Here is a 22624-nt window from a genome sequence, read left to right as displayed (position 1 = left end):
TATTCCCTAGTGTAAGTCCGACAGTTTAAGGTTGGGTGTCAGCGCCTCCAGCGGCAGCTGCAGTTCCAGCAGTGCCGGTTTGCCGGCGTTTACCGCCGCGGCGTAGGCCGGGGCGAAGTGTTCCGTTTCGGCGACGGATTCGGCGTGATAGCCGTAGGCCCGCGCCAGGGCGACGAAGTCCGGGTTCTGCAGGTCGGTGGCACTGGTGCGGCCGGGATAGTTGCGCTCCTGGTGCATGCGGATGGTGCCGAGGCTGCGGTTGTTGACGACCAGGACCAGAATATTGGCACTGTACTGGCGCGCCGTGGCCAGCTCCTGCAGTGTCATCTGCAGGCAGCCGTCACCGGCAAAACAGATGACCTGTCGCTCTGGATAGCGCAATTTGGCCGCGATGGCGGCGGGGAGGCCGTAGCCCATGGAGCCGCTGATCGGCGCCAGCTGGGTGTTTGCGCGCCTGTAGCGAAAGAAACGGTGCACCCAGATGGCGTAGTTGCCGGCACCATTGCAGATTATGGCGTCGTCTGGCAGCTGGCTGCGCAGCCAGGTCACTATTTGGCCGTATTGCAGGGCGCCGGGAAGGGGAGAGGGTCTGCTCCACTGCTCGTAATCGTTGCGGCCACTCTGTATCCACTCACTCCGGTCAGGGGGAGTCTCGCCGGCATTTTCGCCGGCCAGGGCCACGAGCAGTTTTTTCATGCTGGCATTGATCGCCAGTGCAGCGTTGGGGGCGCTGGCCAGTTCGTCCGCGGAGGGGTGCGCATAGATGATTTTCTGCGTCGCAGCCGGCTGCAGGATGCAGTAGTTCTGGGTGACGATTTCACTGAAGCGGCCACCGAGCACAATCACCAGGTCAGCGCTCTCGACGCGCCGGCGCAGGGCCGGGTTGATGCCGAGCCCGATATCGCCGACATACAGCGGATTGTCATTGTCGAAATTGTCCTGGCAGCGGAATGCCGCCGCGACCGGCAGCTGCCGGCGTTCGCACCAGGCGTGCAGCGGGGCGCGGGCGCCGGACCAGGGCGCTTCGCCACAGATCACCAGCGGCCTGCGAGACTCGGCCAGCAAGTGGTTGAGCTGGTCGATATCGGCTTGGTCAGGGGCCGGGCCGGCGGAGTGGAGCCGGAAATTGAACCGGGGAGAGGGCGCGGTTTCGCGCAGCATGTCTTCCGGCAGGGCCAGTACCACCGGGCCGGGTCTGCCGGCTGCGGCCACGGCGAAGGCGCGCTGCACGTATTCGACCATGCGCTCGGCACAATCGACTTCGGCCACCCACTTGGCGATACCGCCATACATCTGCCGGTAGTCGACTTCCTGGAAGGCTTCGCGGTCGCGGGCATCGCGACCGACCTGGCCGATAAACAGGACCATGGGTGTCGATGCCTGGCGCGCGGCGTGCACGCCCGCACTGGCATTGGTGGCGCCGGGACCGCGGGTGACGAAGCAGACTCCCGCAATGCCGCCCAGTTTGCCGTCGGCCTCCGCCATCATGGCAGCACCGCCCTCCTGGCGACAGGTGACGACCTGTATTTCCGGAGCGTCGACAAAGGCGTCCAGTACTGCCAGGTAGCTTTCACCGGGGACGCAGAAAACCCGCTCCACGCCCTGGGTGAGCAGGCACTGTACGAGAATCTGGCCGCCGCTCAGGGGCGGCCGCTTGGTAGTCTCGATCATTGTCTTATTCTTATTGTGGCGACAAAGCAGTCTCATCCGACTATACCCGTGCACTGGGGTGGATACAAAATGGAATCTACTGACCGCAACTTCCCCGACTTGACTGTGCCGATTGTGAAAATCATGTTGCAAATGGTCACGGGGCCTGTCCGAATGATAATCCCGCTGCTATGGGCACCTGCCTGGATGGCAGTGAGGGCGCTTGCAGGCCCCCGGGTAACGCTGCGTGTAAGTGAGGGTTCACTGGCGCCAACGGCATTGAATCTCAGTCGTTGTGGCTATACTTCAGCGCAGTCGCACCGGTCCATTTGCCTCGCCATGTCGATGCGGGCGCACAATGACCGCGGGGCATTCGCTGTTCAGCGATGGGGCCTATGCGTTAATATCCGGCCCTTGCGCAAAACGGAGGCGGAACTCTCCGATATAAAAGGCACGGACAGCCAGATTGCGAAAGTCGCACAGGGATGGCCGAGAAGGCCTTAAGGTAGTCAATAAGAATGCGGATTTTTCCCCTTTTATGCTTGGTGTTGGCGTCCCAGCTGCTGGTCGGCTGTGAGTCGCTGCACTACCCCTGGCAAAAGGCGCCTGCGCCCGCCGGGCCCGGAGATACCGTTGCCACCACCGAAACCCCGGATGCGGGTGCCCAGTGCCCGGAACCCGTGGAAGTCGTCTGCGCCGAGCCGGAAGTCAAAGTGGTGGAACGGGTAATCGAACGAAGGTTTGAAAAAGTGGTCGAAGTGCCGGTTGCCAAGGACAAGCTGGTACTGGGTGCCGTGGAAACCGTTGCCGTCGAACCTGGCGGCCTGATCCTGGACTCGGTCATCGATACCGGATCGTCCACCTCCTCACTCAGCGCCCGGGAACTGACCCCCTTTGAGCGCGACGGCAAGGACTGGGTAAGGTTCAAGCTGGAGCTCCCCGGCAGCAAAAACGAGGATCCCCTCACCCTGGAACTGCCGATCAAACGACAGGTGCGCGTGTCGCGCCCCGGGTTCGACAGCCAGCGGCGCCCGGTAGTGGAGATGAGCCTGACCGTGGGTGACGTGACCCATATGGTCGAGGTCAACCTGACCGATCGCAGTAGCTCGGAATACCTGATGCTGATTGGGCGCAATTTCCTCAAGGATGCGGCAGTCGTCGACGTGAGCCGGCGCAATGTCCAGGGCGCTCCGAAACTGCCGAATACCAAATAATCGTACAATTACCCGGCCCCGGATCAATCCGGCGCCCGTAGAACTGGGGGAGGCGAATGTCGCCACGCGCTCAGGTATATATTCTCGCAGCCCTGCTCGCACTGATGGGTGTGGGCCTGACCATCTACAAGAACCGCGAACTGGGCTTCCCGCTGTTGCCCGGTGAGTACCGCACCGTATGGACCATAGAGGCCAAGGTGCGTTTCAATGCCGACGGCGGCCCGGTGAAGGCAGCGCTGACGCTGCCGCGCGAGCAACGCAATATGGAAATTCTGGGGGAGACCTTCAGCTCCTCCGGCTATGGCTTCAATATCATTCGCGACGACGACGAGTACCGCGCTGTCTGGTCGCGCCGCTCCGCCTCGGGCAGCCAGTCGCTGTTTTACCAGTTGGATGTGCACCAGACGCCGGGCGCACCGCTGGAACAGCCGCTGGACCTGAGCACCGAGGTACAGAAGCCTTTCCTCGAGGCGCGGGAGCAGGAGGCGGTACGCCTGGCCATCTACTCGCTGGTGGATTACGCCCACCAGCGATCCTCCGATACCAAGACTTTCACCACCCAGCTGCTCACCGCCCTGGGCGACACCGGTAACCAGGACCGCAACCTGATTTTCGGCTATTACAAGGACCGCTCACTGGTGGACGTGGCGCTGCTGGTGCTGGCGGCGGCGGATATTCCTGCGCACCGCATCCGCGGCCTCTACCTGGAAGATGACCGCCGCAGACTGGCCCCGGAAGACCTGTTGGAAGTTTACGACGGCAAGCGCTGGGTGGTGTTCGAGCCCACCACCGGTTCGCCGGGTGTGCCGAAGAACTTTTTCATCTGGCAGCGCGGTGGCAAGAGCCTGCTGGATGTGGAGGGTGGGCGCAACTCCCAGGTGACCTTCTCCGTCATCTCCAACGATGTGCCGGCGCGGGACGTGTCCATGCTCAGCACCAGCAAGGAAAAAGAGGCGCTGGTGGACTTCTCCATCTACAGCCTGCCGATCGAACAGCAGAGTATCTTCAAACTGATCCTGCTGGTGCCGGTGGGGGCCCTGGTGGTGGTGCTGCTGCGTGTCTTTGTCGGCCTGCGCACCTCCGGCACCTTTATGCCAGTATTGCTGGCGATAGCATTTATCGAGACACGGCTGCTGACCGGCCTGAGCATTTTTATCCTGATCCTGATTCTCGGCCTGTGGGTGCGCTTCTACTTGAGCCGCCTCAATCTGCTATTGGTGGCGAGGATCGCCGCCGTGGTGGTCACGGTGGTGATATTGATGGGCGCCATCAGTGTGGTCAGTTACAAGCTGGGCATTGAGCAGGCGCTGACGGTGACCTTTTTCCCGATGATCATTCTCGCCTGGACCATCGAGCGCATGTCCATCGTGTGGGAGGAGGACGGTCCCTATGAGGTGGTGGTTCAGGCCGGTGGCAGCCTGTTGGTGGCCGTGATTGCCTGGTGGGTGATGACCAACCGCTATATCGAGCACTGGACTTTCAATTTCCCCGAGCTGCTGCTGGTGCTGCTCGGCTTTATCCTGATCGTCGGCAATTACACCGGATTCCGGCTCGGCGAGCTGATGCGCTTCCGCCAGCTGGTGAAGTAGGCGGGGCCCTGAATGAACGGCTTTTCCCTGCACAAGCTGGCCGCCAAGCTGCGTGGTGGCCTGGTGTCACCACTGACCCTGAGACGCTTTGGCGTGCTGGGCATGAATGCGCGCAACGTAAACTATATTGCGCGCTACAACGACCGCGATAAATATCCGATCGTCGACGACAAGCTCAACACCAAGCGCGCGGCCAAGCGCGCCGGCATCCCGGTACCGGAACTGATTGCTGCCTTCGAGACCCAGCCCAGTCGTCGTCGCGTTATGGAGGTCATTGAACCGCTGTGGCAGTTCGTGATCAAACCGGCGCGCGGTTCCGGTGGCAAGGGCATCCTGGTGATCGTCGGGCGCGAGGGGGATCACTACCTGAAGCCCTCGGGTGCACATGTGACGGCGATGGATATCCTGCGTCACGTCAGCAATATTCACAGCGGCCTCTACAGCCTGGGCGGCAAGCCGGACAGGGTGATGATTGAGGCACTGGTGGATTTTGATCCGGTGTTTGACAAGTATTCCTTTGAGGGCGTGCCGGATATCCGCGTTATTGTATTTCGCGGCTTCCCGGTGATGGCCATGCTGCGCTGCTCCACTCATTCCTCCGATGGCAAGGCCAACCTGCACCAGGGTGCGGTGGGAGTGGGAGTCGATCTGGCCAGCGGCAAGAGTTGCCATGCGGTGCAGAGTGGGTTGCGTATCGACCGTCACCCGGATACGGAAATGCCCTTCGACAAGCTGGAGGTTCCCGGCTGGCGCGACCTGGTGCGGCTGGCGGCCAGCTGCTATGAGATGACTGGCCTCGGGTACCTGGGCTGCGACATAGTGCTCGACCGCAAACGCGGCCCGCTACTGTTGGAAGCCAATGCCCGCCCCGGCCTGGCGATACAGATCGCCAATGGCGTAGGCCTGGCCACTCGCTTGCGGCATATCGAGAGCCTGGATATCTCCCACTTCGAGAAAAATGTGGAGGAGCGGGTCAGCTATTCGATGGAGGAGTTCGCGGCCGGCAGTTAGGGCCATTCTCTAAACCAGGGCCAGAGATACAAAAAAGGGCGAACCCGATGGTTCGCCCTTTTTGTATCTGGATGCCGTTGCCGGTTTCAGCTGGCGGTAACCGGGCACAGGTGGAACTGTTCCATCATGATCTGCAGGCGCTTGCGCTGCATCTTCAGGCTGTATTCCAGTTCTTTCACCCGCGTACGGATAGCCGCGGTTTCCCACTTGGCCAGCAGGCGTTCGCGGGCGTTCTCATAGCGGCGGGATTGCAATTCTTTCCACTCGTTCAACGCCGCGGAGAAGTCCTGCGCTTCCTTTTCCAGCAACTGGCGCCAGCGCTCCTTGTGATTGGATAGCTGCAGTTTCTGTTCCGCGCGCTTGAACTGCATGGTGAGCATGGCGCGCTGGATGCGCATCGCCGGTACCGTTTTCAGGTTGCGCGCCAGGCCGAGCCAGCTCGCAGTTTTGATCAGCCACTTGGTCGGGTCCCACTGGTACCAGCGGATACCATTGCGGTAATCGGTCTGGAAGATGTGATGGTAGTTGTGATAGCCCTCGCCGAAAGTGAAAAAGGCCAGCAGGTCGTTGTCGCGCGCGCTGTTTTCGTCGGTGTAGGGTCGCCGGCCCCAGATGTGTGCCAGCGAGTTGATAAAGAAAGTCGTGTGGTGGTTGACCACGATGCGCAGCACGCCGGCGAGCAGCAGCATGCCCATGACGTCGCCTGTCAGCAGACCCAGTGCCAGCGGCAGGCCCAGGTTCATCGCCAGGGTGATGGGAACATAGTGGTTGTGCTGCCACATGACGATCTTGTCGCGCTGAAGATCCTTGGCATTGTCGAAATCGACTTTGCCGCTGGGGTAGTCCCGCAGCATCCAGCCGATATGCGAGAACCAGAAACCGCGTCTGGCGGAGTAGGGGTCGTGATCGTTGTCGTCCACATGCCGGTGGTGGCGGCGGTGGCCCGAGCACCAGATCAGTACACTGTTCTGCAGCGCCGCGGCACCGAACAGGGCAAACAGCAGGCGCAGGGACCAGTGCGCCTCATAGGTGCGGTGCGACCAGAGGCGGTGATAACCGGCAGTGATGGAAAAACCGCACAGGGCACCGTAGACGGCGAACGCCAGCCACTGGTACCAGTGGTAGCCGTAGAGCACGCCGTACAGCGGCACCAGAATCAGGGCCGCCAGCGCCGTGCTGGAAAATAGGATGGTGGTAACCCACAGGCGCGGTGGATTGGCAGGTTCTGGGGCCTTGGAGGCTAGATTCATAGTACAACCCTAGTGAGAGGCTACTGCGTTGGTTGGCTCGCGAATCCCCATTGTAAATGAGGACTGGTGAGTCACTTTTTCTTCGGCCAACTTTCGACAGATGCTAACCGATCCTGTCGGGTGGGGCACCCCCGCCGGGCGGGGATTGGGAACTGCGAAGGCAGTCTGGTCACATTTGCCTTTTTTTGGTGCAGCGGTAACGCTCCGGGAACCCTGTTGGTTCGTGCGCCGGGAGATTTTCTCTTTTCAGCGGGCATCTAGCCCGGAATTGGCGGCCTCTGGAAAGTTGGCATAAGGGTTGCGTTTACTCTGCTGTGGGCCGCAAGGCCCGCGCTCCGGGAATCCATCACGGGTTATGGCAAATGTTGTTTCTTCGTGACTTCCCGTTTTCTCTCATCATCGCTGATTCAGGCCCCGCATTGCGGGGCCTTTTTTTATCCGCCCCTTATAACCGGTTCGCCCATACAGGTCGGGGTTGCTCCCCTTTGCTCTAGGCAGGGATCGTCGCTGCTCTTTTCACGGCTGGTGATAAATGATTCACTTAGCCAGTGAATGAGATGCATAAATTAATGTGAAGCCCTTGTCCCAGTCATCGACCCCCGAATTGCGCGGGCTGCCACTGCAGCTGGCTGCCACCGAAGAGCTGAGCGCACTCGAGCCGGTGCAGCTGGCCCGGCGGGCGACATACCTGCAGAGCCTGTTGCTGGATGTGGATTGCGGCTTGTGGGAATGGCATCCGCGCACCGGTCGCCAAAGTGTCCAGGGCGACTTCTGGTCGACCTTTGCCAAAGATGGGCGGGAAGCCCTCGCCGGACTCTGGACCGGCGACGAACTGCATCTTGTGCACTCCGATGATCGCGACAAGCTGCTGGTGCTTCGCCGGCGCATCAGTAACCAGGGCGGTTCCTTTGATATTGCCTTTCGCGCTTATGACGGCGTCGGGCAACTTTACTGGTTGCGGTTGTGGGGTAAAGCCCTGAATGCTGCCGACTGCGGCGGCGAGCCGGGCGAGTTCCTGCTGATCGGCAGTTGCGCCGACTATACCGAGACGCTGTCGGTGCGCTACCTGTCCAACCTTCCGGGCGAGCGTCCATTACAGGCGCTGGCCGGGGTGGGTGACGGTCTCTGGGAGTGGGATCTGCGCGCCGACGAGGTGGTGCTGGACAGCGCTTGTTGGGCCATGCTGGGCTATGAGCACAGCCCGGTGGACAGCGATGCGCGCACCGCGCTCTCGCACTGGAAGTCGCGCATGTTGCCGGAGGATTTCCCCAGTGCCGAGCAGGCGATGAAGGATCACGTGCGCGAACAGCTGCCGCTGGATGTGGAATTCCGCCTCTGGCACCGGGACGGCGGAATTGTCTGGGTGCGCTGCCGCGGTCAGGCGCAACGCAATAGTAAAGGCGAGCCCGTGCGAGTGCTCGGTGTCCTGCAGGATATCACCGGCAATCGCGAGGCGCTGGCGCGCGCCGAACGCGAACTGCGGCAGTTGCGGCAGGAAAATGCCAACCGGACCGACCTGCTGTTCAGTCTCAGTCACGAATTGCGCACGCCGCTGAATGCGATACTCGGTTACAGCCAGATGGTGGAGCTGGACCAGAGCCTCAATCCGGACCAGCGCCAGCGACTGGGCGAGATCCGCCGCGCCGGGCAGCACCTGCTGCACCTGGTGGGCGACGTGCTGGAGCTGGCACGCATCGACAGCCACCGGCTGGCGCCGTCGATGGAGCCGATGCAGCCGGCGGCACTGGTGGCGGATTGCCGCCGCCTGCTGGAGCCACTGGCGGAAACCCGCCGCGTCAGTCTTATCTTCGAGCCTCTGGGCTGGGAATCTGCCTTTATCTGCGCCGACCCGGTGCGCTTCAAACAGGTGGTGCTGAACCTGGCGGGCAATGCGGTGAAATACAACCGCGAGAACGGCCGCGTGGTGATCAATTTCGCCCCCCAGGCGGAGGGCTGGCTGCGCCTCAGCATCCTGGATACCGGCAAGGGCATTCCCGAGGAAAAGCGCGCAGAGGTCTTCGAGCCTTTCAATCGCCTGGGGGCGGAAAAGGGGCAGATAGAGGGCACCGGCGTGGGGCTGGCAATCGCCAAGCGGTTGACCGAGGCCATGGGTGGGCGCATTGATTTTGACAGTCACGAGGACCAGGGATCCATTTTCTGGATCGAGTTTCCCCTGATAGATGCACCGGTGGAGTTGATGCAGCTCTCCGCGCGGCCGAGCGCGCCGGTGGAAATTCCCCCGTGCCGCCTGCTGCAGGTGGACAATCGCCCCACAGTTATCAACCGTCTGAAATCCATGCTGAGTGGCTTTTCCCAGGTCCAACACCTGGTTGCCGCCGACGCGGTGGAGGCTATTTTTGCCGCCCGTACCCAGTGTCCTGACGTAGTGTTGTTCGATTCCTCCGTGCCGGGCATGTCGGCGACAGATATGGCGCAAATCCTGAAAGAGGATCCGCTGACAGAATGTATTCGCTTTGTGGCGATTGGAGAGTGCAGTGGGGAGGAGTGCGACGCAGCCCTGCCAGAAGGATTTGAATTGGTACAGTTGTCCCAGGTGTTGCAGAAGTGTGCCCCCGCTACCGCAGAATCCGTTGGGCCTGGCGATAAGGTTACACAAAATTAATGGTTTCTATTATTTCGTACTCGTCTACACTTGCTGCGTTTGAGCCAGTCGTTGGCTGATCAAATATAATCAGGCAGTACTCACGGAACGATACCAATAAACCGAGGAAGTGGATGTCTGTGTTTCTCCCGGATTACCGCCAGGAAGGGCGGGAATCCCGCTTACGTCTTTGGGTCTCAGCGCTACTCCTGGCAGTACTCAGCACTGTCTTCGTGGTGATCTGTAAGCAGCTGCTCAGTTTTAACGGCGGCAGTGCCGTTATCTGGCTCGCCGACGCCGTTGCCATTGCATTTCTGTACAGGCACCGCCTGCGGGACTGGCCTGTTCTTATCGGTACTTTTTTCGCCGTCAACGTGCTGGCCGGCCTGAGTATGGGCTTTGAGGGCGGGGTGGCGGCGATCTACACCCTGGCGGGACTTGCCGAAGTCCTGTTGGCGGCCTGGTTGTTGCAGCGTTACTTTCCGGCCGGGGGCTATTTTGACAGTCTCGAGCGCTGGGCCGGTTTTACACTGATAACCGCACTCCTGCCACCTTTGACCAGCGCCAGTATCGGCACGGCAATCGCCGTTGTGCGCACCGGGCTGGAATACTCCGCGATTTTTCCCGCCTGGTATCTGGCTGATGCGGCGGGAATTCTCGTACTGCTGCCCCTGGTGCTGAATTGCACTGTGGATTCTTTCAAGGCACTGCTGGATCGCGCCCTCCTCGGTCGCCTGCTCATCATTACAACCGTTGCCATAGTTGCTATCTACCTGATTCTCGAGGTGGCACTGCTGCCGTTTGTGTTTGTCGCCCTGCCGCTGATCTGGGTGGCCACCAGGCTGCCTCTGTTCCAGACTCTGGCTGTGATTTTCAGCGTTATTCTGCTGCTGGCACTGAAATATATCGGCATCGAGGGGCACGCCAATCCGAGTATTGCCCCGGTATCCGGGCAGCAGACCGGGAGCCTCCTGATGCTGGTGATTTTCGCTTCGGCAATACCCGCCTACGCCATGGCGGTTTACACCAATGTCGAGCGCAATCGCAATGCGCGCATCGTGGAAATGGAGAGCAGTTTCCGCGCAGCAGTGGAGCAGTCCCGTATCGGGATGCTGCTGATCTCCCTGGACGGATTTATCCTGCGAGCGAACCAAAGCTTCTGCCATTTCCTGCGCTACGAGGAGCGCGAGCTGATCGGCAAGAGCATTTTCGATATCACCTTTGCTGAAGATCACCCGGCCAGCCGGGCGCTGTGGCTCGCCTTCACAAAGGGCAAGCGCGAGTCGCCGCAGTTGGAAAATCGCTATATGCGCAAGGATGGGGAGGTTGTCTGGGGCTTTCTGTCCTGCTGCCTGGCCCGGGGTGTCGACGGGGAGCCGCTCTATTCCCTGGTCCAGGTTGAGGATGTCGATTGGCGCAAGCGCAGCGAATCCAGTCTGCTGGAAACCAAGGAGCGGCTGCAGGTGACCCTGTCGTCGATCGCCGATGCGGTCATTGCCACCGATGTCAATCAGCGCGTGAACTTCATGAATCCGGTCGCGGAACAGATGACCGGAGTCGCACTGCAGCAGGCGAGTGGCCAGCCAGTGGATACCATATTCCACATTACCCAGGGCCGTGAGGGCAAGCCGCTGGCCAATCCCGTGGCGGAGTGTCTACAGTTGGGCGAAGCGGTGCGCGGTACCGAGGGCGCCGTGCTCCACAGTCGCGACGGGCGCACTTACGATATCAAGAATTCCGCATCGCCGCTGAAGACGAATCGCAGCCAGATGCTGGGTGCGGTGATGGTGTTTCAGGATGTGAGCGAGTCGCGACAGCTGATCCGGCAGCTGAGTTACAAGGCATCCCACGACGACCTGACCGGTCTACCCAATCGCGATGCCTTTAAGCGCGAGTTGCTGCAGGCCATTGAAAGCGCGCGGGAGAATGACGAGAACCACGCGCTGGCCTATATCGATCTCGACCGCTTCAAGGTCATCAATGACAGTGCCGGGCACCTGGCCGGCGATGCACTGCTGAAGAAAATCAGCAAGTATCTGCGTGCCCTGCTGCGCACTTCCGACAGCGTGGCGCGTCTCGGCGGTGATGAATTCGGGTTGTTGTTTCGCAATTGCAGTAAGGAGCAGGCAAAGATTCGCTGCGAGCAATTGATTCGCCAGATAGTAACCCTGCGTTTTCCGTGGAACGAGCGCGTCTACGATGTGGGTGCGAGTATCGGGATTACAGAGATAAGTGTGCGCAATGACCGCCTCGGTGACCTGCTCAGCCAGGCAGACGTGGCCTGTTACTCGGCCAAGCACGCCAGCCGCGGCACCGTGATGATTTACGAGATGGAGCAGAGTGCGGCCGCCGAACAGCACCGGGAAATCATTATGGCTTCGGCGATTCGGGAGGCGCTCGACGAGAGCCGCCTGACGCTATGCGTGCAGCCGATCGCCGACACCTGCAATGTCGGTGAGGTCAATCACTACGAAATGCTGGTGCGCATGGTTGACGATTACGGCAAGCTGATTCTTCCGGCCGCCTTTATCCCCGCGGCCGAGCGCTATGGCCTGATGTTGCAGGTGGATCGCTGGGTGGTGGACGAAGTGCTGATACGCCGTGCCGAGCAGATCTATGCGGCGGGGTTCAGTTTCTCCCTGAACCTCTCCGCGGAAGCGCTCGGCGATTCCGAATTCCAGGCGCACGTGATCAAGGTGTTGGAGCAGGTTTCCATTCCGCTGTCGCGAATCAGTTTTGAGATTACCGAGACGGCGATGGTGAATCAGATGGAGAGCGCCAGTCACTTTGTGGCAACCCTGCGCAGGATGGGCTGCAAGGTGGCGCTGGACGATTTCGGCAATGGTCTCAGTTCATTCAATTACCTGAAGGCTTTCTCCATAGACTTCATCAAGATCGACGGCAGCTTCGTGCGTCAGGTGGAATCCAATTTTGTCGACCTGATCATCGTCGAATCCATTCACCAGGTGGCGCACCGGTTGGGGGCCAAGACCATTGCCGAGTATGTCGAGGACGCTGCCACGGCGGCGCGCCTGCGCAGCATCGGTGTGGATCTGATCCAGGGTTACCATATCGGGAGACCGCAGCCGCTGGAAAAACTCCTGCAGGCTGGAAGCGAAAGTACCGAAGAAATCTCGAGTAAAAGCGAAATTCTGCTGTTGGGATAAGGACTATCGTACCGCTGTTATTCCCCTCTTTTTGACTAATAATCGCCTGGCGCCGGAATTGTTTTGTTTTTGCCAATCCTTAGCCAATAGCCATTTTCTCCCAATGCTTTTTGGATTGCGGTCATTATACTGGTCGGCGCAATAGCGGTCAGGATTCCGGTGGTGGAGCCACAAGCGATATCGCATGGAATCGTCGTTCCCGACCGGACAAATGAAACCGCAAGCCTCCCTTTCCGACACGCTACACGCGCTGGCTGGTATTGGAGGTGTCCGCAAAACTGCAAGCCGCTCCATTGTTGCAGTGGATGGTGCAGCATGTCTGCTTTGTGATACAGCGGTTGAAGCCGCAAATAAAAATAAGGAATCGCAAGCAATGATCAAACCATTTAACCGGGGTCTGGCAGCTATGCTGCTATCGCTGGTTTCCGTATTCAGTTGGAGCCACAGCGCGATGTTTCCCGATGGCTTCGAGTACGATGACAGCAACGAGGGGGCCCTGCCGTCCGGAATGCAGGCCCTGATGGAAAACCAGCAGGCAGCGACCCTGTGCCAGGGGGGCAGTGCCGCCGGCTATCCCTGTAAAAACGTCGACTTGATGTCCTTTGTCGCCAAGGCCGATATGGGCGGCGGCAGTGCCAACCTCAACGACATCTGGGGCTATTCCGATCCGCAGACTGGAGCGGAGATTGCCATTGTCGGGCGTACCAATGGCACCTCGTTCGTGGATGTTACCGCGCCCGAGTCGCCGGTCTTCCTGGGCTTTCTGCCTTCCCACAATAACGGTTCCGACTCCTGGAGGGATGTCAAGGTCTACAACGACCACGCCTTTATCGTCGCCGATGGCAGCGGCAACAGCTCCCACGGCCTGCAGGTATTCGATTTGCGCAGTCTGCGCAATCTGCCCTCGCCGGGGCAGACCCTGAGTGAAAGCGCGCATATGGGCGGTTTCGGCAATGCGCACAATATTGCCATCAATGAGGACAGCGGTTACGCCTATGTGGTCGGTAGCAACCAGTGCAGCGGTGGCCTCTATATGGTGGATATTTCCGATCCGGCCAACCCGCAGTACGCAGGCTGTTTTTCCTCGGACGGCTACACCCACGATGCCCAGTGTGTGATCTACGCCGGTCCGGATACGGACTACAGCGGCCGCGAAATCTGTGTCGGCTACAATGAGGACACCATCACCATTGTCGACGTCACGGATAAATTCAATCCGGTACAGCTGTCGCGCACCCTGTACCAGGGATCGCAATATACTCACCAGGGCTGGTTTCTTGACGATAACCACAGCATCCTGATCATGAACGACGAACTGGACGAGTCGCGCAACGGCCACAACACCACTTCCTACATCTACGATGTCAGCGACCTGCAGAATCCGGTGGAGATAGGGCGCTATGTGGGGCCCACCGCGGCAATAGATCACAATCTCTATACTCGCGACGGCTATATCTATGAGTCCAATTACCGCGCCGGATTGCGCATACTCGATGCCGCGGATATTGCCGGTGGCCAGTTGAGCGAGGTGGCCTACTTCGACACCATCCCCAACTCCAACAGTGCGCAATTTTCCGGTACCTGGAGTAACTACGCCTATTTCGCCAGTGGCAACGTCATTATGAGCGATATAGGTAACGGACTCTTTACCGTGCGGCCGGACTGGGATGCCATCCAGAATCCGGACCCGGATCCCGATCCGGATTACTGCAGCGCCGGTTCCGACAATGCCAGCGAGGAGTGGATCAGCCAGGTCGACCTGGCCGGCTTCAGCCACAGCTCCGGTTCGGCGACCTATTCGGATTTCACCGCGCAGCTGGTCAATCTGAATGAGGGCGCCAACGCCGTCAGCCTGACGCCGGCGTTCAGCGGCAGCAGCTACGGTGAATACTGGAAGGTCTGGATAGATCTCAATGGCGATGGCGACTTCACCGATAGCGGCGAAGAAGTCTTCAGCTCCGGCGGTACCTCCTCCGGTACCGTAAATGGCACCTTGAATGTGCCGGCCGGCAGCGAGGGCGTGAGCAGCCGCCTGCGCATCGCGATGCGCTATAACGCGGCCCCGTCTCCCTGTGGCAGTTTCAATTACGGCGAAGTCGAGGATTACAGCGTGACCATCGGCGCCGGTGATGGCGGCGGCGGTGATGGCGACCCGGTGACTTATTCCAACACCGGCAGCTATTCGATACCCGACAACAACGCCACCGGCGTCAGCAGTCCCGTCGACGTGGATCGCGGTGGGGCCTCTGAAGGCATAGAAGTGAGTGTGGATATCAGCCACACCTATATCGGCGACCTTGAGGTTGACCTGCTGGCCCCCAGTGGTGCCGTGTTCAGCCTGCACGACCGCAGCGGCGGCAGTGCCGACGATATAGTCCAGACGTATAGCCTGGATGCTGGTACGGAGGCGTCCGCGGGGCAGTGGTCGCTGCGGGTGCGCGACAGGGCCAGCCGGGATACGGGCACCATCAATGAATGGAGCCTGACTTTCCAGTAGGGACTAGTGTCAATAGGCCTTGGGGCGCGGCCCTGTGCCGCGCCCGCTTTCGTGCAGTTAGATAACAATAATAATGGGGAAACCCTATGCAAATGTTCTTTTTTCGTCGCGCCTGCCTGGTAGCGACTCTGTTGCTGTACCCCTGCCTGTCGGTTGCCGAAACCGGTGATTTGTCCTCCAGTAACTCACTGATGACCCTCGGCGGCGAATTGCTGCACAGTGCCAGGGCGCTGCAGGCGGAATCCGTATCTGTCACCGCGCACAGTAACGCGCTGCGCAAGGAGCTGAACCGACTGCGGGTTAAACTGCGCTCCCTGCCGGCGGGCGACGGGCGCGAGGCACTTGGTGAAACCATCGATCTGCTCGCGCAGGAAATCCCCCTCTGGCAACAACAGGCCGCGGAACTGCGCGAGAGAAGCCAGGGCGAACGCGAACGGGCGCTGGCCCTGCTGGAGCGTGGTTACCGCGAGCTCTGGCAGCCGCATATCCGTCTCACCGGACCGCTGCAGCTGGAAGAGGGCATGCCACTCACGTCCGGCCACAATGCGCGGATTCGCAGTGTTCACCCGAGCAAGCTGAATATGAATGTCGCTACCGGCGATTCGGCACCGACGGAGGATATGACCCTCGCGGTGCCCGCCGCCCAGGGCCAGAATATTCCCGGCGAACTCGATCTGCGCAGTTTCCAGATCTCGCGCGAATTGTCGGTGTTCGCCCACGTGGAGCCGGAAACCGGGGCCGGGCGGGTGCCGCTGAACGAGATTCACGACTGGAAGCTGATATTGTCGGACGTCAATGGCGCACCGCTGAGCGGTGCCGAGGTGGAGATCGTCGGACATATGCCCGGCCATGTGCACGGTCTGCCGACCCAGCCGCGGGTCACCGCCGAGTCTGCGCCCGGGGTCTACCGGGTACAGGGGGTCAAGTTCCAGATGACCGGCTGGTGGGTAATGACTTTCAACATTGCAGCCGGGCCATTGGATGACGCGGTCACCTTCAATATCCGCCTGTAGGAGTCGGCTGTGAGAAGACTGTTATTGCTGCCGCTGCTGCTCTGGTGTTCGTTGTTGTTCGCAAGCGAAGATAGCGCCTATCGCTTTACCCAAGCGGATATCCTGTTTCTGAGCCGCTTTTCCCTCGACGCATTGCCACCCCCGCCGGCGGCGCCGGACAACGCCGTTGCGGAGGACCCGCGCGCGGCGGCGCTGGGGCACCGGCTGTTTTTCGACGCGCGCCTGAGTGCCAACGGGCGGGTGTCCTGCGCCAGCTGCCATCAACCGCAGAAGTATTTCACCGATGGCCTGCCTCGATCCCTTGGGCTGAAAATGACCAGGCGCAACGCGCCGACGGTTCTGGGTGCCAGTCACAGCCCCTGGCTGTTCTGGGATGGGCGCAAGGATAGTCTCTGGTCCCAGGCGCTGGGGCCCCTGCTCGACCCCGGTGAACACGGACTCGATGGCGCGGCGGTGGCGCGGGTGATCCACCGCCACTACCGGAGTGAGTATCGGCAATTGTTCGGTGACAGCGGGGACCTGGACCGGCTGGCCAGGGCCGGCAGGAGGTTGTCCGACGCACGGCGGGCGGCGCGGGACAGGGTGCTGAGCCGGGTGGGCAAGGTGATCATGGCCTACGAACGGCGGTTGCAGCTGCGCCCGGCGCGCTTCGATCGTTTCGTTGCCCAGTTGCATCGCGATAGTGGCGACCGTGAGGCCCTGGCTGCACTGATGAGCGAGGAGGAGTTGGCGGGAATGCGACTGTTTGTGGGGCGGGGCAACTGCGCCAGCTGTCACAACGGTCCACTGTTTACCAACTACGAGTTCCACAATATCGGTGCCCCGGAGCCGGATGTGGCGCGGGTCGATCTGGGTCGCTACGCCGGTGTGGCCGCGCTGGAGGAGGATGCCTTTACCTGCCTGTCCCGCTGGAGTGACGCGGGACAGGGGGATTGCGCGGAGATGCGCTTCCTTAAGCGGCAGGGGCCGGAACTGGTGGGAGCTTTCAAGACACCGACTCTGCGCAATATCGCGCAAACGGCGCCCTATATGCAGGCCGGGCAGCTGGCCACCCTGGAACAGGTGCTGGCCCACTATAACGCGCCCACTCCGCCCTATTACGACCGCGAACAGCACCCCAGCAGGCCGCATTTCGATATCCTGCCCCTGGGATTGAGTGACGAACAGCTGGGGCAGGTGATCGCCTTCCTGGGCACATTGACATCGCCACTGCCGGAGGACGATCCGCTGTGGGGAGAGCCGGAAGGACTGTAGATACCCTGCTGCAGATCAAGTGTTTATTGGCTTGTCATTCCGGCCTGCGCCGGAATGACGAAAGAACGGTGTACAAGGGATAAGTCGTGTGTTCGCCCAAGCGGGCCTGCGGCCCGCATGCCGAGCTGGGACTCGGCGCTCCCCCTTCAGCGAACGCTGCCAAGGTGCCTGCCGACAATCTGCAGTAGCGGCTTGAACACCTTGGGAGTGGCGCAGACCAGGTGGCCGGAATCCAGGTAGTCGTCACCGCCGCGGAAGTCGCTGATCAGGCCGCCGGCCTCTTTCACCAGCAGTGCGCCGGCGGCGATATCCCAGGTGTTCAGGTACATTTCCCAGAATCCGTCGAAGCGGCCGGCGGCCACATAGGCCAGGTCAAGCGCCGCCGCGCCCGGGCGGCGGATGCCGGCGGTCTGGCCGGCGATCTCCTTCAGTGCCGCCAGGTAGGGGTCGATATTTTCCAGAGCCGGACCATTGAAGGGCAGGCCGGTACCGATCAGGGCGCCGCGCATATTCTGCCGGGGGGACACACGGATGCGGCGACCGTTCAGGGCCGCGCCGCGGCCGCGGCTGGCGGTGAACTCCTCGCGCTTGATCGGATCCAGTACCACCGCGTGCTCGATGCGGCCGCGATAGCGGCAGGCGATGGAGACTGCGAATTGGGGCACGCCGTGGATAAAGTTGGTGGTGCCGTCCAGGGGATCGATGATCCACTCGTAGTCCGGCTCGGCGCCTTCCTGCAGGCCACTCTCTTCGGCGCGAATGCTGTGCTTGGGGTAGGCTTTGCGCAGGTGGTAGATGATCTCCTGCTCGCTGGCCCTGTCCACTTCAGTGACGAAATCGTTGCGCGCCTTCTCCTCGAATTTGGCCAGATCGCCGCGCTCCCAGGCTCGTTCAATCAGTTCACCGGCCTTGCGCGCCGCGCGCAGGGCAATATTCAGCATGGGTTCCATAACTATTCCGCACTCGTTGAAGGGATTAAAAAGCAGACCCGGGCTGGCCGGACGCGGCGATTGTAGGGATTCCCGCACATTTTTGCTACACTCGCGCGCCCGCAGAATCCTCAACGCATTCATACAGTATGGCCAAGTCTCCCCAACACAGTTCGCCCCTCGCCGCCCTCGACAATGTCCGCGTGGTGCTGGTGAACAGCGCGCACCCCGGTAACATCGGCGGTGCCGCGCGCGCCCTGAAAAATATGGGGTTGAGCCAGCTGTACCTGGTTGCGCCGCGGGAGTTCCCCGCAGCCAATGCGGTGTGGCGCGCCGCCGGTGCCGCCGACCTGCTGGATAAAGTGGTGGTTGTGGATACCCTGGAAGAGGCCGTTGCCGACTGCGGCCTGGTGGTTGCCACCAGCGCGCGCGAGCGACGCATTCCCTGGCCGCTGCTCACGCCACGGCAGTGCGGTGAGCGGGCGGTGGCCGAGGCGCCGAGTCATCCCGTGGCACTGGTGTTCGGGCGCGAGGATCGCGGCCTGACCAACGAAGAGCTGCAGGCGTGCAACTTCCACGTGCATATCCCGGCCAATCCGGATTACAGCTCCCTGAACCTGGCCACTGCGGTACAGGTGCTTGCCTATGAGGTTCGGGTCGCGGCGCTGGAAGCGGAAAAGGGTGCGGAACTGAGCTACGCCGACTGGGACAGGCCGCCGGCCAAGGCCAGCGATATGGAACTCTACTTCGATCACCTGCAGCAGGCGCTGGGGGAGCTGGGTTTTATCGACCCGGACAACCCGCGCCAGACAATGACCCGTCTGCGTCGACTGTTCAGTCGCGTACGTCCGGACGATATGGAGCTGGGGATACTGCGCGGCTGGCTTACTGCCATCCAGAACTATATACACAAGGCCGGCGGCAAGGGGAGGCCGGGTGGTTAATGCGGAATGATGAATGCGGAATACGCGATTTGACCCGGTGCGTGCCGTGGGGATCAGAGATCGCGCCTGAACGCCAGAAATAGGGATTTGGTAGCGGACGAAGTGCGGGCATCTTGCTCCGCATTCCGCATTCCGCATTCCGCATTCCGCATTTCCGACCATGCTGCTGGGTTATATACTTGACTGAGTTGCTGGGTTATTCCATACTCGCGCCCCGATAGAAAAGGGCTGTAGATCAGTCGGGAGCTGATATGCGTTTGACAACCAAAGGCCGCTATGCGGTCACGGCAATGCTGGATCTGGCACTGCATGCAGATCGCGGCCCTATCAGCCTGGCGGATATCTCCAAGCGCCAGGGTATCTCCCTTTCCTACCTGGAGCAGCTGTTCTCCCGCCTGCGCCAGTCCGGCCTGGTCTCCAGTGTGCGCGGTCCCGGCGGTGGCTACCGGCTGGCGCGGGATGGCGACGACATCTTCGTCGCGCAGATTGTCGATGCGGTCAACGAGTCCGTCGACGCCACCAGCTGCGGTGGCAATGCCGACTGTGCCAACGGCGAACAGTGCCTGACCCACTACCTGTGGTCCGACCTGAGCGAACAGATTCACAATTTCCTCAGCGGCATCAGCCTCGCCAACCTGGTGGCGCGGGCGGAAGTGCAGGAAGTGGCGCGTCGGCAGGGTTTGCGCGAGGCGCCGGAAGAACGAGTCGCCGTGATCGGCGGCCTGTAACTGTCGCAAAAGCGCAGTCGTAAGATTTGGCAGCCAGATCTATCAAGAGTTAAAGAGTTACTGAGCGGAAACGGTATGACTATGAAGCTTCCCATCTACCTGGATTACTCGGCCACCTGCCCGGTTGACCCGCGCGTCGCCGCCACAATGGCTTCGCTCCTGACGATGGAGGGCAATTTCGGCAACCCGGCGTCGCGCTCGCACCTGTTCGGCTGGAAGGCGGAAGAGGCTGTGGAAGAAGCGCGCCGCAATGTCGCCGAGTTGGTCAATGCCGATCCGCGCGAGATTGTCTGGACCAGCGGCGCCACCGAGTCCGACAACCTGGCCATCAAGGGCGCTGCCCACTTCTACCAGGGTAGGGGCAAGCACATCATAACCTCCAAGATCGAGCACAAGGCGGTGCTGGATACCTGTCGCCAGCTGGAGCGCGAGGGTTTCGAGGTCACCTACCTGAATCCGCGGGAAGACGGCATCGTCTATCCGGAGCAGGTAGAGGAAGCGTTGCGCGAGGACACCATCCTGGTGAGCCTGATGCACGTCAACAACGAAATTGGCGTGGTCAACGATATCGCCGCGATCGGCGAACTGTGTCGCTCGCGTAAGGTGATCTTCCATGTGGACGCAGCCCAGAGCGCCGGCAAGCTGCCGATCGACCTGGCAGAGCTGAAAGTGGACCTGATGTCCTTTTCCGCCCACAAGGTCTACGGTCCCAAAGGTATTGGTGCACTCTATGTGCGCCGCAAGCCGCGGGTGCGTATCGAGGCGCAGATACACGGTGGCGGCCACGAGCGCGGTATGCGCTCTGGCACCCTGCCGACTCACCAGATCGTCGGTATGGGTGAGGCCTTCCGTATCGCCAAGGAAGAGATGGCGGCGGAATCCGAGCGTTTGCTCGGACTGCGCGATCGCTTCTGGGGCCAGATCAAGGATATGGAAGAGGTGCATATCAACGGTTCCGTCGAGCAGCGCGTGCCCGGTAACCTGAACGTGAGCTTTGCCTTCGTCGAGGGAGAGAGCCTGATCATGTCCCTGCGGGACCTGGCGATTTCCTCCGGCTCCGCCTGTACCTCTGCCAGCCTCGAGCCCAGCTATGTACTGCGAGCGCTGGGTGTGAACGACGAGCTGGCCCACAGCTCCCTGCGTTTCAGTTTCGGCCGTTTTACCAGCGAGCAGGACGTGGATACGGCCGCGGCGGAAGTGCGCAAGGCGGTGGAAAAACTGCGCGAGCTGTCGCCCCTGTGGGATATGTACAAAGACGGCATCGATCTCAATACCATTGAATGGGCGGCCCACTAAGCCCGACGTGCGAGAAGATTTAGGAGATTTCAGTCATGGCCTATAGCGATAAAGTAATCGACCACTATGAACATCCCCGCAACGTCGGCCGCCTGGACGACAAGGCGGACAACGTGGGCACCGGCATGGTGGGTGCGCCCGCCTGTGGCGACGTGATGCGTCTGCAAATCCAGGTCAACGACAATGGCGTAATCGAGGATGCCAAGTTCAAGACCTACGGTTGTGGATCCGCCATCGCCTCCAGCTCCCTGCTCACCGAGTGGGTCAAGGGCAAAACCATCGACGAGGCAGAGCAGATCAAGAACACCGCCATTGCCGAGGAGCTGGCGCTGCCGCCGGTGAAGATCCACTGTTCGGTATTGGCGGAGGACGCCATCAAGGCGGCGGTGAAGAATATCCGCGAGAAGCGCGGTCAGGATGCCGGTGAGGCTGCCGAGGAAAAGGCGGCCGGTTAAACCCACTGAGCAGTAAGGGGTATGTTATGGCGATTACCATGACAGAAGCGGCGCAGGCACATATCCGGCGCCAGCTCGAAAGCCGCGGCAAGGGAATCGGTATCCGTGTGGGGGTGAAGACCGCCGGCTGTTCCGGTCTCTCCTATGTGCTCGAGTTTGTCGACGAGGCGGAAGCCGAGGATGTGGTCTTCGAGCAGAATGGCGTAAAGCTGGTGGTGGATCCCAAGAGTCTCGCCTACCTGGACGGCACCGAACTGGATTTCGTCAAGGAGGGGCTGAACGAGGGCTTCGCCTTTACCAACCCGAACGTGAAGAACGAGTGCGGTTGCGGCGAAAGCTTCCACGTCTGATTACAGCTCGCCACAGAGAGGCCGGGTGCGTCGCGCATGCCGGCCTTTTTAATATCTCCATCCCCCACTCCCCCCGCTTGCGGGGGAGTGGGCGCGGGCACAGCCCGCAGTGTAGGGGCGAACCTTGTGTTCGCCCGGGCGAATGAATATGTCACTGCAACAGACCTATTTCGAAATATTCGGTCTCAGGCCCGCGTTTGAGATCGACCGCGCCGCTATGGCTGAGCGCTATCGCCAGCTGCAGCGGGAATTCCATCCGGACAAGTACGCGTCAAAGTCCGAGCGCGAGCAGCTGCTGGCGATGCAGTATGCGGCGCAGATCAATGAAGCGCACACGACCCTGCGCGACCCGGTATTGCGCGCCGGCTATCTGCTCAAGTTGGCCGGCGTCGAGGTGAGTCCCGAGCAGACCACCGCCGATGCGGAATTCCTGATGCAGCAGATGATGCTGCGGGAGCGTCTCGAGGAAGTGCGCGATGAGGCGGACCCGGCGGCGGCGCTGGACGAGCTGGGCGACGAGGTGCGCGGCCTCTTCACCGGCGAACAGAAACATTTCGCCGAGGTCTTCGCCACGGGCGACCTGGAGGCCGGCAAAGATTCCCTGTTGAAGCTGCAGTTCCTGACCAAGCTGCAGCGGCAGGTGGAAGAACTGGAAGAAGAGTTGTTGGATTAAAA

17 protein-coding genes are annotated in these 22624 nt (G+C 60.9%); 14 read left to right on the top strand and 3 right to left on the bottom strand.

Annotated features, from left to right (window positions below; genetic code table 11):
• Positions 1-6: 6 nt before the first annotated feature.
• A complete protein-coding gene (locus tag IG627_RS06305; protein ID WP_193191202.1) occupies positions 7-1671 on the bottom strand; it encodes a thiamine pyrophosphate-binding protein in 1665 nt (554 codons plus the stop codon).
• Positions 1672-2195: 524 nt separating this feature from the next.
• On the opposite strand from IG627_RS06305, the gene IG627_RS06300 reads away from it, so the two are divergent.
• Genes IG627_RS06300 through IG627_RS06290 form a run of 3 tightly spaced genes read left to right on the top strand, consistent with a single transcriptional unit; the run spans position 2196 to position 5464 of the window.
• Positions 2196-2864: an ATP-dependent zinc protease family protein gene (locus tag IG627_RS06300; RefSeq protein ID WP_319024511.1), complete on the top strand. Its 669-nt coding sequence runs from the start codon at positions 2196-2198 to the stop codon at positions 2862-2864.
• 56 nt (positions 2865-2920) lie between these two features.
• The gene (locus IG627_RS06295) at positions 2921-4453 is read left to right on the top strand and encodes a UUP1 family membrane protein (RefSeq protein ID WP_193191197.1); all 1533 of its coding nucleotides are present in this window, start codon (positions 2921-2923) and stop codon (positions 4451-4453) included.
• Positions 4454-4465: 12 nt separating this feature from the next.
• The gene (locus IG627_RS06290) at positions 4466-5464 is read left to right on the top strand and encodes an alpha-L-glutamate ligase-like protein (RefSeq protein ID WP_193191195.1); all 999 of its coding nucleotides are present in this window, start codon (positions 4466-4468) and stop codon (positions 5462-5464) included.
• A gap of 86 nt (positions 5465-5550) precedes the next feature.
• Here IG627_RS06290 and IG627_RS06285 read toward each other — a convergent pair whose 3' ends face one another.
• Positions 5551-6714: an acyl-CoA desaturase gene (locus IG627_RS06285; protein WP_193191193.1), complete on the bottom strand. Its 1164-nt coding sequence runs from the start codon at positions 6712-6714 to the stop codon at positions 5551-5553.
• Positions 6715-7294: 580 nt separating this feature from the next.
• Between IG627_RS06285 and IG627_RS06280 the strand changes: the two genes are divergently transcribed.
• The 5 genes from IG627_RS06280 (at position 7295) to IG627_RS06260 (ending at position 17247) form a co-directional block, all read left to right on the top strand.
• Positions 7295-9337, top strand: a complete 2043-nt coding sequence (locus IG627_RS06280) for an ATP-binding protein (RefSeq protein WP_193191191.1) — start codon at positions 7295-7297, stop codon at positions 9335-9337.
• 113 nt (positions 9338-9450) lie between these two features.
• Positions 9451-12483, top strand: a complete 3033-nt coding sequence (locus tag IG627_RS06275) for an EAL domain-containing protein (RefSeq protein ID WP_193191189.1) — start codon at positions 9451-9453, stop codon at positions 12481-12483.
• Positions 12484-12856: 373 nt separating this feature from the next.
• Entirely contained in the window at positions 12857-14980 is a 2124-nt protein-coding gene (locus tag IG627_RS06270) for a choice-of-anchor B family protein (RefSeq protein ID WP_193191187.1), read from the top strand.
• A gap of 86 nt (positions 14981-15066) precedes the next feature.
• Positions 15067-15993 (top strand): FixH family protein, encoded by a 927-nt coding sequence (locus IG627_RS06265; protein WP_193191185.1) that lies wholly within the window; start codon positions 15067-15069, stop codon positions 15991-15993.
• Between the two features lie 9 nt (positions 15994-16002).
• Positions 16003-17247 carry a cytochrome-c peroxidase gene (locus IG627_RS06260; RefSeq protein ID WP_193191183.1) on the top strand — a complete coding sequence of 415 codons (1245 nt, stop codon included), beginning with the start codon at positions 16003-16005 and terminating at the stop codon, positions 17245-17247.
• Between the two features lie 146 nt (positions 17248-17393).
• On the opposite strand, the gene IG627_RS06255 is transcribed toward IG627_RS06260, so the two are convergent.
• Positions 17394-18197, bottom strand: coding sequence for an inositol monophosphatase family protein (locus IG627_RS06255; RefSeq protein WP_193191180.1), 804 nt, complete (start codon positions 18195-18197; stop codon positions 17394-17396).
• Positions 18198-18325: 128 nt separating this feature from the next.
• On the opposite strand from IG627_RS06255, the gene trmJ reads away from it, so the two are divergent.
• From trmJ to hscB, 6 genes are all read left to right on the top strand, one after another.
• Positions 18326-19120: a tRNA (cytosine(32)/uridine(32)-2'-O)-methyltransferase TrmJ gene (gene trmJ, locus IG627_RS06250; protein WP_193191178.1), complete on the top strand. Its 795-nt coding sequence runs from the start codon at positions 18326-18328 to the stop codon at positions 19118-19120.
• Positions 19121-19371: 251 nt separating this feature from the next.
• Positions 19372-19848 carry a Fe-S cluster assembly transcriptional regulator IscR gene (iscR, locus tag IG627_RS06245; RefSeq protein ID WP_193191174.1) on the top strand — a complete coding sequence of 159 codons (477 nt, stop codon included), beginning with the start codon at positions 19372-19374 and terminating at the stop codon, positions 19846-19848.
• An 81-nt stretch (positions 19849-19929) separates the two neighbouring features.
• Positions 19930-21144, top strand: a complete 1215-nt coding sequence (locus IG627_RS06240) for an IscS subfamily cysteine desulfurase (protein ID WP_193191386.1) — start codon at positions 19930-19932, stop codon at positions 21142-21144.
• A 35-nt stretch (positions 21145-21179) separates the two neighbouring features.
• Positions 21180-21599 carry a Fe-S cluster assembly scaffold IscU gene (gene iscU / locus IG627_RS06235; RefSeq protein WP_193191172.1) on the top strand — a complete coding sequence of 140 codons (420 nt, stop codon included), beginning with the start codon at positions 21180-21182 and terminating at the stop codon, positions 21597-21599.
• A gap of 26 nt (positions 21600-21625) precedes the next feature.
• Positions 21626-21949, top strand: coding sequence for an iron-sulfur cluster assembly protein IscA (gene iscA / locus IG627_RS06230; protein ID WP_193191170.1), 324 nt, complete (start codon positions 21626-21628; stop codon positions 21947-21949).
• A gap of 148 nt (positions 21950-22097) precedes the next feature.
• Positions 22098-22622: a Fe-S protein assembly co-chaperone HscB gene (hscB, locus tag IG627_RS06225; protein WP_193191168.1), complete on the top strand. Its 525-nt coding sequence runs from the start codon at positions 22098-22100 to the stop codon at positions 22620-22622.
• Positions 22623-22624: the final 2 nt, after the last annotated feature.

Source organism: Microbulbifer taiwanensis (assembly GCF_014904815.1).
GTDB classification, from domain to species: domain Bacteria; phylum Pseudomonadota; class Gammaproteobacteria; order Pseudomonadales; family Cellvibrionaceae; genus Microbulbifer; species Microbulbifer taiwanensis.
Note: the sequence above shows the minus strand (reverse complement) of the source record. Positions and strands in the feature narration are given on the sequence as shown.

Excerpts from the sequence above, each read along its gene's own strand:
- IG627_RS06275 (WP_193191189.1), top strand. The coding sequence starts at position 9,451 with ATGTCTGTGTTTCTCCCGGATTACCGCCAGGAAGGGCGGGAATCCCGC.
- IG627_RS06270 (WP_193191187.1), top strand. The coding sequence starts at position 12,857 with ATGATCAAACCATTTAACCGGGGTCTGGCAGCTATGCTGCTATCGCTG.
- trmJ (WP_193191178.1), top strand. The coding sequence starts at position 18,326 with ATGGCCAAGTCTCCCCAACACAGTTCGCCCCTCGCCGCCCTCGACAAT.
- IG627_RS06265 (WP_193191185.1), top strand. The coding sequence starts at position 15,067 with ATGCAAATGTTCTTTTTTCGTCGCGCCTGCCTGGTAGCGACTCTGTTG.
- IG627_RS06285 (WP_193191193.1), bottom strand. The coding sequence starts at position 6,714 with ATGAATCTAGCCTCCAAGGCCCCAGAACCTGCCAATCCACCGCGCCTG.
- IG627_RS06305 (WP_193191202.1), bottom strand. The coding sequence starts at position 1,671 with ATGATCGAGACTACCAAGCGGCCGCCCCTGAGCGGCGGCCAGATTCTC.
- iscR (WP_193191174.1), top strand. The coding sequence starts at position 19,372 with ATGCGTTTGACAACCAAAGGCCGCTATGCGGTCACGGCAATGCTGGAT.
- IG627_RS06290 (WP_193191195.1), top strand. The coding sequence starts at position 4,466 with ATGAACGGCTTTTCCCTGCACAAGCTGGCCGCCAAGCTGCGTGGTGGC.
- IG627_RS06255 (WP_193191180.1), bottom strand. The coding sequence starts at position 18,197 with ATGGAACCCATGCTGAATATTGCCCTGCGCGCGGCGCGCAAGGCCGGT.
- IG627_RS06295 (WP_193191197.1), top strand. The coding sequence starts at position 2,921 with ATGTCGCCACGCGCTCAGGTATATATTCTCGCAGCCCTGCTCGCACTG.
- iscU (WP_193191172.1), top strand. The coding sequence starts at position 21,180 with ATGGCCTATAGCGATAAAGTAATCGACCACTATGAACATCCCCGCAAC.
- IG627_RS06240 (WP_193191386.1), top strand. The coding sequence starts at position 19,930 with ATGAAGCTTCCCATCTACCTGGATTACTCGGCCACCTGCCCGGTTGAC.
- iscA (WP_193191170.1), top strand. The coding sequence starts at position 21,626 with ATGGCGATTACCATGACAGAAGCGGCGCAGGCACATATCCGGCGCCAG.
- hscB (WP_193191168.1), top strand. The coding sequence starts at position 22,098 with ATGTCACTGCAACAGACCTATTTCGAAATATTCGGTCTCAGGCCCGCG.